This is a genomic window from Chitinophaga sp. (assembly GCF_019236475.1).
Classification (GTDB): domain Bacteria; phylum Bacteroidota; class Bacteroidia; order Chitinophagales; family Chitinophagaceae; genus Chitinophaga.
Genome location: NZ_JAFAIX010000004.1, coordinates 554,381 through 571,177 on the forward strand (window position 1 = coordinate 554,381; position 16,797 = coordinate 571,177).

General features: G+C 46.7%; 11 protein-coding genes. 6 read left to right on the plus strand and 5 right to left on the minus strand.

The window, feature by feature from the left end; genetic code table 11:
* Positions 1-6: 6 nt before the first annotated feature.
* Together JO154_RS06320 and JO154_RS06325 are read left to right on the plus strand one after the other, a co-directional pair.
* The gene (locus JO154_RS06320; RefSeq protein WP_291942915.1) at positions 7-3,180 is read left to right on the plus strand and encodes an efflux RND transporter permease subunit; all 3,174 of its coding nucleotides are present in this window, start codon (positions 7-9) and stop codon (positions 3,178-3,180) included.
* A 3-nt stretch (positions 3,181-3,183) separates the two neighbouring features.
* Positions 3,184-3,939 carry a class I SAM-dependent methyltransferase gene (locus JO154_RS06325; protein WP_291942916.1) on the plus strand — a complete coding sequence of 252 codons (756 nt, stop codon included), beginning with the start codon at positions 3,184-3,186 and terminating at the stop codon, positions 3,937-3,939.
* Between the two features lie 25 nt (positions 3,940-3,964).
* On the opposite strand, the gene JO154_RS06330 is transcribed toward JO154_RS06325, so the two are convergent.
* Together JO154_RS06330 and JO154_RS06335 are read right to left on the minus strand one after the other, a co-directional pair.
* Entirely contained in the window at positions 3,965-6,889 is a 2,925-nt protein-coding gene (locus tag JO154_RS06330) for an FAD-binding and (Fe-S)-binding domain-containing protein (RefSeq protein ID WP_291942917.1), read from the minus strand.
* Positions 6,890-6,977: 88 nt separating this feature from the next.
* Positions 6,978-7,865 (minus strand): DUF72 domain-containing protein, encoded by an 888-nt coding sequence (locus JO154_RS06335; RefSeq protein WP_291942918.1) that lies wholly within the window; start codon positions 7,863-7,865, stop codon positions 6,978-6,980.
* A 108-nt stretch (positions 7,866-7,973) separates the two neighbouring features.
* Between JO154_RS06335 and JO154_RS06340 the strand changes: the two genes are divergently transcribed.
* From JO154_RS06340 to bshC, 4 genes are all read left to right on the plus strand, one after another.
* A complete protein-coding gene (locus JO154_RS06340) occupies positions 7,974-9,389 on the plus strand; it encodes a glycogen synthase (RefSeq protein WP_291942920.1) in 1,416 nt (471 codons plus the stop codon).
* Between the two features lie 31 nt (positions 9,390-9,420).
* Positions 9,421-10,692 carry a glucose-1-phosphate adenylyltransferase gene (locus JO154_RS06345; RefSeq protein WP_291942921.1) on the plus strand — a complete coding sequence of 424 codons (1,272 nt, stop codon included), beginning with the start codon at positions 9,421-9,423 and terminating at the stop codon, positions 10,690-10,692.
* A gap of 18 nt (positions 10,693-10,710) precedes the next feature.
* A complete protein-coding gene (locus tag JO154_RS06350) occupies positions 10,711-12,180 on the plus strand; it encodes a glycoside hydrolase family 130 protein (RefSeq protein ID WP_291942924.1) in 1,470 nt (489 codons plus the stop codon).
* 171 nt (positions 12,181-12,351) lie between these two features.
* A complete protein-coding gene (bshC, locus tag JO154_RS06355; protein ID WP_291942926.1) occupies positions 12,352-13,935 on the plus strand; it encodes a bacillithiol biosynthesis cysteine-adding enzyme BshC in 1,584 nt (527 codons plus the stop codon).
* A gap of 325 nt (positions 13,936-14,260) precedes the next feature.
* On the opposite strand, the gene JO154_RS06360 is transcribed toward bshC, so the two are convergent.
* From JO154_RS06360 to JO154_RS06370, 3 genes are all read right to left on the minus strand, one after another.
* The gene (locus JO154_RS06360; protein ID WP_291942927.1) at positions 14,261-15,040 is read right to left on the minus strand and encodes a DoxX family protein; all 780 of its coding nucleotides are present in this window, start codon (positions 15,038-15,040) and stop codon (positions 14,261-14,263) included.
* A 62-nt stretch (positions 15,041-15,102) separates the two neighbouring features.
* Entirely contained in the window at positions 15,103-16,332 is a 1,230-nt protein-coding gene (locus tag JO154_RS06365; RefSeq protein ID WP_291942928.1) for a sigma-70 family RNA polymerase sigma factor, read from the minus strand.
* 94 nt (positions 16,333-16,426) lie between these two features.
* Positions 16,427-16,765: a YciI family protein gene (locus JO154_RS06370; protein ID WP_291942929.1), complete on the minus strand. Its 339-nt coding sequence runs from the start codon at positions 16,763-16,765 to the stop codon at positions 16,427-16,429.
* Positions 16,766-16,797 lie beyond the last annotated feature (32 nt).

A 16,797-nucleotide genomic window follows, 5' to 3' on the forward strand; every position in this document is an offset into this window, starting at 1 on the left:
CACAGCATGATCTCGAAAACATTTATAGAGCGCAAGAATACTACGATAGTTATCGCTATTATCATCGTGATTGTAGGTTTGATCTGTATGTTCAACCTGCCTATTGCGCAGTTACCCGACATTGCTCCTCCCGTTACGGATGTACATGCCAATTATGTGGGCGCTAACTCCACTACGGTGGAGGAAACAGTGACCACACCCATCGAAAACCAGGTGAATGGTACACCCGGCGCGATGTATATTCAGAGCGTGAGCGCCAACGATGGTTCTATGAGTATTACGGTGACGTTCAATCTGGGTGTAAACCCTGATATCGCTACCCTGGACGTGCAAAACCGTGTGAGCCTCGCATTGCCTAGTACGCCGGATGAGGTACGTCGTGTGGGCGTTACCGTTAAGAAACGTTCCAATGATATGTTGATGGTACTGGCGGTGAATTCTCCTAAAGGAACGCATACCCGCGAGTACTTGGATAACTATGTAAATATCTATCTCAAACCGGAACTAGCCCGCCTGGTCGGGGTTGGAGACGTAACTGTTTTCTCACAGGACTATAGTATGCGTATCTGGCTAAACCCGGATAAAATGGCCGCCCTGGGCCTCACACCTAATGATGTGGCGGCAGCGATTACGGAACAAAACCAACAGGTGCCTGCCGGTAGTGTAGGCGCTCCGCCAATGGATAAACACCAGGCTTTTGAATATACCGTGAGCGTGAAAGGCCGCCTGGCTACCTCTGAAGAATTCGGCAATATCGTTATCCGAAGGAGTAATAATGGTTCCCTAGTCCGACTCCGAGATGTAGCCCGAGTGAATCTTGGCTCTTTCTCATATGCCATTGAGGCCAAAGCAGATGGTAAAGTGGGTAGTGGTGTGGCGATCTATCTTTCTCCTGGCGCAAATGCCCTGGATGTGAATGATAAAGTGCTGGCTAAAATGGCGGAACTGGCCAAGTCCTTCCCTCCAGATATGGAATGGCTGGTGCCTTTTGAAACCACTTCCTTCGTGAAAATTTCTATCGATGAGGTAATCCATACTTTCCTCGAAGCATTGGCACTGGTGGTATTTGTGGTGTTCATCTTCCTCCAGAACTGGCGTGCAACACTGATTCCCGTATTGGTAATTCCTATCTCCCTGATAGGTACTTTCATCTTCTTCCAGTTGCTGGGCTTCTCCATCAATACACTTACCCTCTTCGGTTTCGTACTGGCGATCGGGATAGTGGTGGACGATGCGATTGTAGTGGTGGAAGCGGTACAACATCATATTGACGTGGACTTGATGTCGCCGCGAGAGGCGACCTACAAAGCGATGTCGGAAGTACAGGCGCCGGTAATCGCCATCGCACTTATTCTGGCAGCGGTGTTCGTGCCGGTGGCCTTTATCCCAGGTGTGAGCGGGCGATTATACCAACAGTTCGCATTGACGATTGCATTTTCCGTGCTCTTGTCCGCTTTCCTGGCTTTGACACTCACGCCAGCATTGACGTCTATTCTGCTACAGCCAGCGCATCTTACCAAACAATCACACGGATTAAATAAGCTCTTCTATAAATTCAATCAGTGGTTTGGTCGTGTTACCGAGAGATACGCACATGGCGTAAAACATGCGATCCACCAAACATGGGCAATATTGCTCATCCTGGCGGTATTATTCATCATTGCGGCCTGGCTCTTTAAAAAGACGCCTACGACCTTCGTGCCGCAGGAAGATATGGGTGCCTTGTTTATTGCGGTGGAACTGCCAGATGCGGCCTCCTCGCAACGTACCAAAGAGGTGATCGAAGAAATCAATAACATCCTACAACGCGATAGTGCCGTGAACCACTTCTTTGGCGTTTCTGGTATCAACTTCGTAGCAGGTGCAAATAAACCAAACTCTGGTACTTTCTTCGTCAGCCTGAAACCCTGGGATGAACGCTATAAACATGGCGATGATATGAACCATGTACTAGGCCGTGTGCAAGGACTGGCAGCCAGGATTGTTGGGGCCACGATTATCGTGATCCCTGCACCTACATTGAGAGGGCTGGGTACTTCCGGTGGTTTCTCTTTTATCCTGGAACAAAAAAGTAACCCAGACTTAGGCCAGTTTAGCCAGGTAATGGGGCAGTTCCTGATGGCAGCCAACCAACGTCCGGAAATAGCCCGCGCTTACGCTTTCTTTAGTGCCAATACGCCGCAATTTAATGTGGATGTAGACAGAGATAAGTGTAAACAGTTGGGCGTGCCTATCAGCGATGTATTTGGCGCATTACAGACTTTCCTCGGAGGTTTGTATGTCAACGACTTTACCCGTTTCAGTCGCAGTTTCCGGGTGGTAATGCAAGCGGATTCGCTCTATAGAACTAGCATTGACAACCTGGCTACTTATTACGTTCGTAATAACTTAGGACAAATGATTCCTTTGAGTGCACTCATCACCAGCAAGAAAGGAGGCGGTGCGCCGGTGATCAATCACTTCAACCTCTACCGTTCTGTTGAAATAGACGGGGATGCCCAACAGGGCTACAGCTCCGGCGATGCCATCAACGCATTGAAAGATGTAGCCGCGAAAGTACTCCCTTCTAACTTCGGTTTCGAATGGGCAAACGTATCTAAACAGGAAATTGAAGCGGGGAATAAGAGTTTGCTCATCTTCATGTTGTCCATCCTATTCGTATTCCTGCTGCTAACGGCCCTCTATGAAAGCTGGTCCGTACCTTTCTCGGTACTGCTGGCGGTTCCGGTGGCGCTCTTTGGGTCTATCACGGCATTAGCATTGACGAAACAAGCAAACAGTGTGTACTCGCAGATCGGTCTGATTACTTTGATTGGTCTGTCGGCCAAAAACGCTATCTTGATTGTGGAATTCTGTAAAGAGCGCGTGGATAGAGGTATGCCATTGATGGCGGCCACGATCGAGGCGGTTAAACTCCGTTTCCGCCCGATTTTGATGACTTCCTTCGCCTTCATCCTAGGGGTGATGCCGCTTTGCTTTGCAAAAGGTGCTGGTGCCGCATCCCGTGTTAATATTGGATTTACGGTGGTAGGAGGTATGCTGGCAGCCACTTTGCTGGCAGTCTTCACTGTTCCAGTACTCTATGTACTGATTACCAAATTGGCCTATGGTAAGAAAAAACTGGCCGAACTGGAAGCACATGGGGATGAAGAAAAGAAACCTAAAGGATTGGGAGAATAAATCATGAAGAACACGGAAAGATTCACTTCACGGGTTGAAAATTATATCAAATATCGCCCTCATTATCCAGATGGATTGCTGCCTTACCTGAAAGAGGAAGGCGTGCTAACACCGGAAACAGTAGTAGCCGATATTGGCGCAGGGACTGGCATCTCCACAGAACCATTTCTGGCAAACGGTAATAAAGTTTTTGCCGTGGAACCAAATGAAGCGATGCGGGAAAGTATGATCCAACAGTTGTCTGTGTACGCTGGATTTACGGCTGTAACGGGAACGGCTGAACGTACTACGCTTCCGGATGGTAGCATTGATCTGATTGTAGCCGGACAAGCTTTTCACTGGTTTGAGCCGCAGGCCGCCAAAGCAGAATTTCTTCGTATAGGCAAGCCCGATGTAATGGTGGCGTTGATATGGAATGTAAGGCAGGCCGACACGCCTTTTGAGAAAGATTATGAGGCCCTCCTGCAACGATATGGCACCGATTATAAAGAAGTATCCCATAGAAATATTGGTACGCCCCAACTCACTACTTTCTATGCTCCTAATATGTTTAAGCTGAAAAAACTGCAACATGTACAGCAGTTCGATATCAAAGGGCTAAAGGGAAGACTGCTCTCTTCCTCCTATGCGCCGGAGAAAGGGCCAGCCCACGACGCGATGATACGGGAAGTGGAAGAAATCTACGAAAAACACCAGGTCAATGGGATGGTGAAATTTCATTTCAATACGGAAATATATCTAGGACCTTTAACGCTATAACACTAAAGGTCCCGGATATACGAATTTATGCAAGACTGTCAAACAGTATTTCAATCGGGTGTTTGGCAATGACGCCAGTACCATCTTTCACCTGATGACGGCAACTAGTACCTGGAGCCGCTATCACAGTGCCTTTGGCAGCATTACGCACCGCTGGAAACAGTACCATTTCTCCAATTTGCATACTTAAATCATAGTGTTCTTTTTCATAGCCAAAAGAACCTGCCATCCCGCAGCAGCCGGACGGAATCACTTCCACGGTGAAATTCTGCGGTAAGGAGAGTATTTTTTTGCTGTGTAGGGGAGACGACAAGGCCTTTTGCTGACAGTGACCATGCAGCTTAATATGCTGCTCCTTATTGGTAAACTGTGCAGCGGTGATATTGCCTTTCTCTGCTTCCATCGCGAGGAATTCATCCACCAAGTACACATGTTTCGCCAGTTCCTTCGCGCCTTCGCGGAGGCCTTCTCTCACCAGATCAGGATACTCATCGCGGAAACTCAGAATGGCTGAAGGCTCAATACCCAGCAGTGGCGTGTTTTCGTTAATCTTCGTCTGGAAAATACGCACGTTGTCTTCCGCAAATTCGCGGGCTTTACGCAGTAATCCTTTAGACATATATGCTCTTGCACTTTCTGGATGCTCCAACATATATACGTCGTAACCCAGTCTGTGTAAGAGTTTTACGGTTTTTATACCAATAGGTGTATCGTTATAGTTGGTAAACTCATCACAGAAAAGGTATACTTTTTTGTTCCCTACTTTACCTTTCCGCTCTCTCGGCCATTTGCGGAGGAACCAACTGCGGAAGGTGGTTTTGTGCAATGTTGGTAGAGAACGTTTGGCCGCAAAGCCGGAAACCTTGCGTATAACGGCGCCGGTTATACTATTTTTTACCAAACCGTTATAAAGATGAGGGGCTAAAGCAGCCAGCGCATTCAGTTTGGAATAGTTGCCGATCATTTTAGCACGCATCGGCACACCGTTGGCATCATAATAATGCTGCAAGAATTCCATTTTCAGTTTGGCCATATCCACGTTGGAAGGGCATTCTGACTTACAGCCTTTACATGCGAGGCAGAGGTCCAGTACATCGTAGATCTCTTCGTGGTCAAACTTGTTTTCCTTATTGGAATGCGTGAGAAATTCACGTAAAATATTCGCTCTCGCACGCGTGGTGTCTTTCTCATTGCGGGTAGCCATATAGCTAGGGCACATGGTACCGCCACTGAGTTGCGTCTTGCGGCAGTCGCCGGAGCCATTGCATTGTTCGGCGTGCTGCAAAATGGTTTGATCTGGAAAATGGAAGACGGTATTGATATTGGGAGACGCCTGTCCGGGTTCATACCGGAGCATACTGTTCATCGAAGGCGTATCTACAATCTTATTTGGATTGAAGATGTTCTCTGGATCCCAGGTGTATTTAATCTGACGTAGTAATTCATAGTTTTTCTCTCCTACCATCTGTCGGATGAATTCACCGCGCAAGCGGCCATCGCCATGTTCGCCGGAGAGGGAGCCATGGTATTTTTTAACCAGGGTGGCGATTTCCTCCGCAATTTTGCGGAACAGGTGATTCCCTTCTACAGTTTTCAGATTGATGATAGGACGGAGGTGAATTTCACCGGAGCCAGCGTGCGCATAATGTACGGAGTACAAACCGTACTGCTCCAAGATGACGTTGAAATCGCGGATGAAGTAAGGTAAGTCTTCTACCGCTACGGCGGTATCTTCAATTACAGGTACGGCTTTCTCATCGCCAGGGAGGTTGCTGAGCAGTCCCAGACCGGCTTTGCGCAATGTCCAGATCTTTTTGGTATCCTCTCCGAATAGCACAGGGAAATGGTAACCAAGGCCCGCTGCGCGGAGTTTGGCTTCCACTTCTGAGCAGATAGCGGTGATATCTGCGCGGTTATCCCGGCAGAATTCCACCACCAGGATAGCGCCTGGGTCGCCTTGTACAAAGAAGCGGTTCTTACTTTGTTCGATATTATCTTTCGTGCATTCCAGGATGTAGTGATCAATCAGCTCACTGGCGCTGGGTTTGAAGTCCATTACCAGCACATTGGCACGCAGCGATTCGTCAATGTTATTGAAATGTATGCAGAGGAGACCCGTTTCCTTTGGAGGGAGCGGGTTCACATGTAATTTGATTTCGGTCAGAAAAGCGAGGGTCCCTTCCGATCCTGCAATGAGTTTGCAGAAGTTGAATTCTTCTGAGCCAGCGGTGAACGGCGCTGTTTCCAGCAGCAGGTCTACGGCATAACCGGTATTTCGGCGAGGAATACTTTTCTTAGGGAATTCCTTTCTGATTTCTTCTTGGTTGGTATGTAAGCTAAGGCTAGTACGGATTTGCTGGTATATTTTCGTTTCCAGGTTATCGGGGCCTTCGCATTTTTTATGGAAAGACTCGGTATCCATGGCGCCGAAAGTGGCCTCAGTACCATCGCTGAGGAGTGCCTTCACTTCCAGCAGGTGTTCACGGGTGCTACCGTACACCACAGAGTTGGAGCCACAAGAGTTATTGCCCACCATCCCGCCAATCATAGCACGGTTGGCAGTGGAGGTTTCGGGTCCGAAGTAAAGTCCGTGTGGTTTGAGGAACATATTCAGTTCATCCCGGATGACGCCCGGTTGCACACGTACCCATCCTTCCTCCTTATTGAGTTCCAGGATATTGGTAAATGTTTTGGAAACGTCTGTGATGATACCATTTCCTACCACCTGTCCGGCAAGGGAAGTGCCGGCAGTACGGGGTATCAGGGATGTTTTATTTTCTCTGGCAAAACGGATCAACTTCTTAAGATCAGACACATCGGCCGGAATAGCCACTGCAAGGGGCATCTCGCGGTATGCCGAAGCATCTGTGGCGTAGAGGGTCCGCATGGTGTCATCTGTGTATAGCGTGCCTTCCAGTTCCTGGGCCAATTGCTCTAGCTTGTCGCGCATGATTAGTTCCTGTTAATTGAAAGGGCGAATTTAATATATCAACTTGTCTTTTTCATCTCCTGTAATAAGATCGTCAAAAAAAGTCTGGCTATTTTAATAGTTGTGGTTTTTTTATTTCAATCCCACACACTCTTTTGAGCTGTTCTGCCAGGTAAACACCCAGCTCCGGGGTATATTTTTCATCGGGTGTGTGCAGGAAAAAATAACATTCCTTCAAACCATGATTGAGCCAGTATTTTAAGCGATGCATCCAGTCGTCGATTCTTGTAAAGTCCGTCGGGTGCTTATTTGCGACGAAGCGCACAAACGTTTTCGGGAGGGTTAGGTGCATGTGCAGTAGGTCTCTGCGACCAGCAGTATCTGTGATCACCAATCCTACTTTTTCTTTGAGCAGGAAATTGAATAAGTCCATCATCACATCTTCTTCCGTAAACCATTGGGGATGTCTTAATTCTACGAAAAATAGGAGGTCTTTGGGCAACTGGGCCACATAATCATATAGTTGTTGTTTCCTATTGGGGCCGAATTTATCACTCAACTGTAAAAATATGGCGCCGAGGTGTTTGCCAAAGCCTAATAGTCCGTCTAAGAAATACGTCGTACGTTCGTTAGCGTTGGAGAGACGACTGTAATGGCTGATAGCTTGGGGCACCTTCGGGCAGAACACGAAATCCTCGCCACGTGCTTGCTCTCCCCATCGGCGGATGATTGTCTCATCATAAGCTTTATAATACGTGGCATTCAGCTCAATGCTGTTGAAGTTTTTAATATATTCCTGGAGATATTGACTTTCGCGGGTTCCCTTCGGGTATACCAATCCTACCCATTCTTTTCTGCCCCATTTGCCAGCGCCTGTATAAATATGTGGATGCGCTACAGGTCTATCTTTCAGGACCCGCTTATTGAAGAGCGGTTCTGCTGGTAGCTTGAAATCTATGTCCTCCAGCATGGAAGCGGGTAATAGACCGAATTTCATAAACCTGATGTTTTTATAGGAAAATCAATGAGCAGTAACTACCAGCAAGTTAGGAAAATTTTGAATTTTAATTTTTTGACATTAACTTAAGAGTATACAATTAGCAGCATGGAAATTTTACACGTCAGCGCGGAATGTTATCCGGTAGCCAAAGTAGGTGGCCTGGGAGATGTGGTTGGAGCTCTGCCCAAATACCAGCAGCAACTCGGTCATATCGCCAAAGTAGTACTGCCAGCCTACAGGAATAAGTTTTATGATACCCATGAATTTGATGTTGTTCATCAGGCTGGTATGTGGCTGGGCCATCAATGGTTCCATTTCAATATCCTGAAGGAAAGGCAGAACAGCCTTGAATTTGACCTATATCTGGTAGATATTCCCGGGCTCCTCGATACGCCGGGCGTGTATGGATATCCCAACGATACGGAGCGATTCCTAGCCTTCCAGATAGCTGTATTGGACTGGATCAATGAATGGAATCATTTACCCGATGTCATCCACTGTCATGATCATCATACCGGACTAATTCCCTTTCTGCTGAGTTGGGGGTACAAATACAACCGCCTCAAAGAGGTACCTTCTGTACTCACTATTCACAACGCGCAGTACCAGGGCCAGTTTGGATGGGATAAACTCTATCTCATCCCCGGCTTCGACCTTTGGAAATCCGGTCTGCTGGACTGGGGAGGCTGCATCAATCCACTGGCCGCCGCGATCAAATGTGCCTGGAAAGTTACCACAGTTTCTCCCGGCTACCTGGAAGAACTCTATACCAACGCCAATGGCCTGGAAGGGCTTATCAGCAGTGAACGTGCAAAAACTTCCGGTATCATCAACGGTATTGATAACGTTGTCTGGGACCCCGCCACCGATCCACGTATCTCAAATAATTATACCCCGGAACTGATTCCGGAAGGAAAAGAAGTGAACAAAGTACAGCTCTGTGAACGATTTGGACTGGATGCCTCTCTGCCATTGATTGCTTTTATCGGCAGACTGGTGGGCGATAAAGGCGCTGATCTGCTCCCTGAAATTATTAGCAGAAGTTTACACGAACTGCCAGGAGAAGTGAACTTCTTGGTATTGGGCAGTGGGGACCCACAAATCGAATGGCAACTAAAAGAAACCCGTAATTATGCCAGCTATGGATTTAATCTTCATATTGGTTATGATGAGGCGTTGTCGCACCAAATCTATGCTGGTAGCGACTTTCTCCTGATGCCTTCCCGCGTGGAGCCTTGCGGACTCAATCAATTATATGCATTGCGATATGGCACGGTCCCTGTAGTAAGAAGTACCGGTGGCCTGAAAGATACCGTTACCGATTTCGGCGATCCCGGCGGTGTAGGTATCCGATTCATACAGCCTTCCGTTTGGGATGCATGTACCTCCGTTAAAAGGGCCCTGGAGCTTTACCATGACAAGCGGCGTATGCGCGATGTGCAGCTTGCTGGTATGCACCTGGACCACTCCTGGACCACCTCCGCACAACAGTATGTGGAGCTCTACAGGAGTATGAAATAGTCCGATACAAAATCTTAATTCCCAATATTATATGTCCAATAGCGTTATTTCCATTATACTAGGGGGAGGCGCCGGCACCCGCCTGTATCCACTGACCCGTCGTCGCTCCAAACCAGCCGTTCCTCTCGCCGGAAAATACCGACTGGTGGATATCCCCATCTCCAATTGCCTGAATGCAGGCCTGAACAGGATTTTCGTGCTGACGCAGTTCAACTCTGCCTCGCTCAACAAGCACATCAAAAACACCTACCATTTCAGTAATTTTGACAAAGGATTTGTGGATATCCTGGCCGCAGAGCAAACGCCAGATAACCCCACCTGGTACCAAGGTACCGCCGATGCGGTACGCCAGTGCCTGCACCACATGGAAAACTTCGAGTTTGAGTATATCCTCATTCTCTCCGGAGACCAGTTGTACCAGATGGACTTCCATAAAATGTTGCAGCAACACAAGGATGCTGGTGCGGAAATCTCCATTGCCACCATCCCAGTGAGCGCCAAAGACGCCTCCGATTTTGGTATCTTAAAAACCAACGAATCGGGCACTATTGTGTCTTTCACGGAAAAGCCATCGCAGGATGTGCTGCCGCCATGGGCATCAGAAGTGAGCGAAGAAATGCATAAAGAAGGCCGCGTATACCTGGCTAGCATGGGGATTTATATCTTCTCCCGGAAAGTGCTGTTCGATATGCTGCACGATCAGCCAGATGCCACCGACTTCGGAAAACAACTCATTCCATACGCGATTGAGGCAAATTATAAAGTACATAGCTACCAGTACGAAGGCTATTGGACAGACATCGGAAATATCCCATCCTTCTTTGAAGCCAATATCGGACTGACAGACGATATTCCGTTATTTAACCTTTATGATGAGTCACAGACCATCTATTCGAGGGCTAGAATGTTGCCCCCCGCGAAAATTTCCGGGGACATGCAAAAAACAATGATCGCAGATGGTTGTATTATTCTAGCAAGCCGGCTCGAACGATGTGTGATCGGAATACGCACCCGCATCGGGAAAGGAAGTATCATCACGAACAGTTATATCATGGGGAGCGACTATTACCAAACCCTGGATGAACTGAACAGAGCTAAGGATAATGGCCTTCCGCCAATGGGAATTGGAGAAGACTGCGTTATTAATAATGCCATCATTGATAAAAACTGCAGTATTGGAAACGGCGTACATATTAATGGTGGAAAGCACCTGGCAGATGGAGATTTTGAAAAATACACGGTTAAAGATGGTATCGTAGTGGTGAAAAAAGGAATGGTGCTGCCCGACGGATTTGAAATTTGATGATCAAATGTGGTAACCATGCAGTTGACTATTGATAGGAAAACCACCAAAGTATATCCAGATCTTAAAAGGGTAGTGGCCAGGTTCTTCTTTAATGGAGAAGCCCGCGCAAAAGCCATTATCCAAAAGGTGGCCGATATGACGGATGCAGAAGTGAATCTAACGATCATGCCTCTACTGAGAGAATTTTCACGCAGGCATCGTAACATCACCCGTATCTTCGAACGGCATGCGGAAAAGGTAAGCCATCTCTTTGTGCCGCTGGGACTTAGCTATGGCAACATGAACTATCATAAACGACTGCTCATCGGTTCTTACTTCACGAGTGAATACTCCATCGAATCGGCCGCTTTCTTCAACCCCTCCATCATTGAGGATATTGACCAGAGTGGCTTGGAAGAAGGAGAAAAGCGCATCATTATCAGTTTTAGGGCGGTGGGCGAAGGACACGTGTCTTCCATAGCCTTTAGAAATGGCCTCATTAACAGGAACAATGAAATAGAACTGGAATCCCCCGGTAATTACATAGACGAAGCAGAAGTGAAGCGCAATGCGGTCTACGAAAAGCAGTCCTTCTTTCAGAATGCGGTGTCTATCAAACTACCAGACTCCATTATGCAGGAAATTCAAAACTGTCTTTTAGATCAGTTTGAATATCAATCGCTCAAAAGGGCCATCCGCGATATGCAGCAACGTTACCAGGTGGATCACCTGCTGAAAAAGGAACTGGAAAGGGTGCTGTGGCTGGCGGACAGCTATTATGAATTGAATTTCTCCCTGGATACAGATATTTCTGACCGTATCATTTTCCCGTATTCCGATGCGGAAAGTAGAGGCATAGAAGATGCCCGCTTCGTCCGGTTTACAGGTGAAGACGGCGGCGTTACCTACTATGCCACCTATACGGCATATGATGGCATTACTATTCAGCCCAAACTGCTACAAACAAAAGATTTCTACTATTTTAAAATACTGCCCTTGTATGGAGAAGGCGCTCAGAATAAGAATCTGGCGCTTTTTCCACGCAAGATCAACGGCAAATACATCATGATCTCCCGGATTGATGGTATCAACGGGTATATTATGTATTCCGATAAAATCAATATTTGGGAGAACCCGCAGATCCTCCAAACGCCGAAATATCCCTGGGAGTTTGTTCAGGTAGGTAATTGCGGCTCTCCGATAGAAACGCCGGAAGGCTGGCTGGTTATTACCCATGGCGTAGGGCCTATGCGCACTTATTGCATTGGGGCCAGCTTATTGGACCTGCATGATCCCCGCATCGAAATAGGGCGACTGAAAGAGCCCCTGCTCATGCCCAACAAAGACGAGCGGGAAGGCTATGTACCGAATGTATTGTACTCTTGTGGGGCCATTATTCATAATAAAGAATTGATTATTCCTTATGGCTTATCCGATTATGCCTCGGGTTTTGCCACCGTTAACCTGGAAAAATTATTGGCCACTATCCGGGCCGATGGTGTTTAATTCCATCTGTCATCTGAATGACAGTATTTTCCCCTTCTGGTTACCGTTCCTTAATTAGCTGATCCGGGTATCAAAAAACTATTTAACTTCGTACATTCAAAAATTTCGATGTATTGGTTTTCTTTGAGCTCCACCACATCTGTAATTCATCATTTGTAATTATTGATAGATATGCTCGAATATATTCCTTATGGGAAAACTGGCTATTTTAGCCAGTTGGTAACAGATTTTTTGGCAGAAGATCCACAGATTAGGCCTTATTACAAATACTCACCCGTTAGACCGGATTTTGCAGCAGCGATAGATGCCCGAAAGGCTTTTAACACTCCCCGCAAGGAACTAGCAGCAGCATTAACCTCGCAGTACGCGCCTTTAGAAGCCATACCGCAAGTACAGGAAAATATCCAACTGCTGGAACACGCCAACACCTTCACTGTCTGTACTGCCCACCAACCCAATGTTTTCACGGGCTACCTTTATTTCGCCTATAAAATATTGCAAACGATCAAGTTGGCCGGAGAACTGAAACAACAGTATCCGCAGTACAACTTCGTACCTGTTTATTATATGGGTAGTGAAGATGCCGACTTAGAAGAACTGGGCAGCATTTACCTGGAAGGTAAAACCCTGACCTGGAACACAGATCAGCAGGGCCCTGTAGGTCGGATGGACCCAACGGGATTGGATACACTCATTCAGCAGATACAAGACAATATTGGATTTGCACCTCATGGTCAGGAGTTGCTGGCAATTTTGCGCAAAGCCTACCTGGAGCATGAAAATATCCAGCAGGCCACCTTATACCTGGTACATACGCTCTTCGGCCGTTATGGACTGGTAACCGTAGTGCCAGATAATCCAGCATTAAAACGTTTATACATTCCCGTTATAAAGGATGAACTGCATCACCAGCGTTCTCACGACTTGGTGGCAGATACCCTCGCTAAAATCGGGAACCATTATAAAATACAGGCCAATCCTAGGGATATCAACCTGTTTTACCTGAAAAAAGGGCTGCGCGAACGCATTGTGAGAGAAGGAGATCGCTGGAAAGTACTGCATACCTCCATCAGCTTTGATGCTGAAAGTTTGGATGCAGCACTGGAAGCACATCCGGAAAAGTTTAGTCCGAATGTTATTCTCAGAGGGATGTTCCAGGAAACAATACTGCCCAATATTGCATTTGTAGGCGGTGGTGGGGAGATCGCCTACTGGCTGGAACTGCAACAGTTATTCCAGCATTATGGCGTGCCTTATCCAATTCTTTTACTCCGTAATTCGTTGTTGCTGGTAGATGAACAGAGCAATATCCGTTTGGAGAAACTTGGATTGCCCATTACTACGCTCTTCAAAAGCACAGATGAAATTGTCAACGGCTTCGTGCAAGCGCATACCAATGCATCCCTGGTGCTGAAGGATGAATATGCCGCCATGGAAAAGCTGTTTGATGAACTAGAAGCTAAAGCGCACAGCATAGATATAACACTGGTGGCTAGTACAGGTGCGGAAAGAAAAAGAGCCATGAAATCCATCAGCAAACTGGAACATAAATTCTTGCGCGCAGAAAAGAAGAAATTCTCCTGGCAAACGGACCAGATTTGTAGTATTAAAGCCAAACTCTTTCCTGCTGGCTCTCTCCAGGAGAGGAAAGAAAACTTTATTCCATGGTACGCTATGGAAGGTCCGGCCTTCTTCGATCGCGTACTGGCTGCACTCACGCCAGTGACAGATCAATTCACCATCGTGATATCATAATATTAGCGGAACTTTCCTGCCTGTCGCCCCTGCCCAGCGGGCAGGGGCGACGAAAAAATAAAAAGCAAAAAACTGGCATTCTGCGCAGGAATCGCTCATTTCGCCACATAAAAACTTTGCGTTTTTCGCGCGTAGCGCGGAAAACGCAAGAAAAAATAAAAAGCAAAAAACCGACATCGCAGATGTCGGTTTTTTGCTTTTTAAATAATTGTATTAATATATAAATTGAATATATTATATTACAAATGTTGACCCAAAAGGTATTAGTTTTTGCTTGTGAACTGTCATAAGGGTGACTGCATTCAGTTGCAGTCACCTTCTTTTTTTATTTGCGAAAGGCAGCCAAGCGCCAGGAAACAAACGTAGTCACTACAAACATCCAAGGCCAAATAATATGCATATGATTGCCAACGAAAGCGTGTGATAAAGAGGCGCCTGTCAGGTCGAAAATAATGCCTGCATAAGCCCATTCCTTGATAATCCTGAAACGTTTATTGGGCAACAGAATAGTGGCGCCTCCGAGTGCTTTATAAATACCCAGCAATGGCGTGAAAAAGTCTGGATAGCCCAATTGACGCATACCTTCCAACGGACCGGATGCCATCACGATGTCAGCGAAACCGCCGGAGAGCATTACCAGTGCGGTGATAACTGTTACCACCCAGTAAATGATTTTGAATGCAGTTTTGGTAGTAGTTGTGGTTTCAGGTATCAGCCATTTCCGGCTGTCGGGGCGAGTTGCCCAAGAGAGTAAACTTAATACAGCGAATACAATAGGGCCTGCAGCGCCAGCGGCATCATGCGCAGCTATATGAGAATAGGCAGCGGTAATGTAAATCAGGAAAATACCGCAATACGCCCACTCTTTTTGGCGACCTAATTTCGGTGTAATCAGGATAAAAACGGCGGCAATTTTCCATGCGCCGATGATGTAGAGCAGATAAGAAGGGTATCCCAGTTTTACAAATACTTGTTGAACGAATGGAATCTGTGCCAGATCCCAATAGGACCCCACCGCTGTTTCCAGCAGAATAATAATGGTAGCTATCCAGTAAACGATGGTTCGGGTAGAAAATGACCAGTGGGTCTTGCCTGCTAATTGCATATGATAGTGTTTTTATACTATTACAAGGAACAGGAATTCCAAATATGGACACAAGACCCGGATTATTTGTTCAAATTTTTAATTTTTGTTGCTAAATGTTGTACTTCGGCAGGAATGGTAGTGGTGGAAAGTGCCTGCTGGTAAGCTTTTACGGCCTTTTCTGTATCTAGCTGTTCGTATAACGCGCCCATCAACAGGAAGTAATCGGTGTTCTGTGGCACCTGGAGTGCTTGTAATTCTTTTAATGCAACTGCAGCTCCATCTACTTTATACTTTGCATAGAGGCGGTTCAGTGTGCCGGCAGCAGAATTTTTTAGGATGAGGAGTTGATTATAGAGTAGTAATATTTCTTCCCATTTGGCGGGGGAGTCTTCTGGGATGCAGTGCCAGTAAGCAATGCGAGCTTCCAGGTGATAGGAGCTGAGGTGATCGCCGCTGGCAGAAAGCGCTAGGTAATGCATGCCTTGATGTACCAGTTGCTGATCCCATTGGGTGCTGTCTTGCTCATCATACAAAAGAATGGTATCATCTTCTGGCTGCCTGGCTGCAAAACGGGAGGCATGAAAGCAAATCAAAGCAATGAGCGCATTGGTGGCAGGGGTATTGGTAGGGGAGTAGGCGGTCAGTTGCAAGCATAGGCGCAGGGCTTCCAGGCACAAATCCCGACGCAGTACCTGGTCTTGTGTACGGGAATAATATCCTTCGTTAAATACCAGGTAAATAACGTGCAGTACATTATCTAGGCGGTGTATAATATCTTGGTCCGCCGGCATTTCTAGTTGGATATTTTCCTGTCTAAGTTTATCCTTGGCACGGAGTAAACGCTTGCTGATAGTTTCGCGGTTGGTGAAAAATGCGGTGGCTATCTCCTCAATGCCAAATCCACAAAGGATGCGCAATGCTAGTCCTATCTGGGCTTCGCTGGCAATCACCGGATTGCAGACAGCGAATATCATCCTGAGTTTACTATCCTGGATATGTTCTTCGGAGAAGTCGATTTCCTCTTCGGCAGCGGTGTTGCTAGTGATAGCGGGCATCACTTTATCCCGGTATATTTTATCCCGACGCCAAAAGTGAATGGCTTTTTGTCGGGCTACAAGATATAACCAGGCGGCAGGATTGGCGGGAATGCCTTTAATCCCCCAGGTTTCGGCGGCAGCCAGAAAGGTTTCACTGGCAATATCCTCGGCGGCATGCATATGCTGTACGCCAAACTGCCGAGTGATAACGGCCACTATGCGAGGGAATTCCTGTTGGAATAAGTCTTTTAAAGATAGGGTGGGTGTTTCCATACATGAGAAAAGAGGTGGTCAAAAGTAATGCATTCCCGGAAATAAGGGAATGATTCCTTTGACTACCTCTTCGTTTATACATTATAGTTAGTAATTAACCATAGATAGGACGCACCTCCACGGAGCCATTCGCCTCCAACACAGGGCAACCATGTGCAAGGGTGAGGGCTTCGTCGATACTGGCTGCCTTGATAACAATATAGCCACCCAGTTTTTCTTTGATTTCCACAAAAGGACCGTCTGTTACCACACCGCCCGGACGTAATACCTTTCCTGCCAGATCCAATCGGGAACCATTATTAACAAAGTATCCCTGCGCCACAATGCCTTCAACCCAAGATTTCCATTTACCGGCTAATTCTGCCATTTCCTTCGGACTAGTTTGGCTGAAATCATAGCTGGGCTGTCTGAACAGTAACATAAATTCTTTCATTTTCAATACATTTAATTGTTTACGAATTTAAT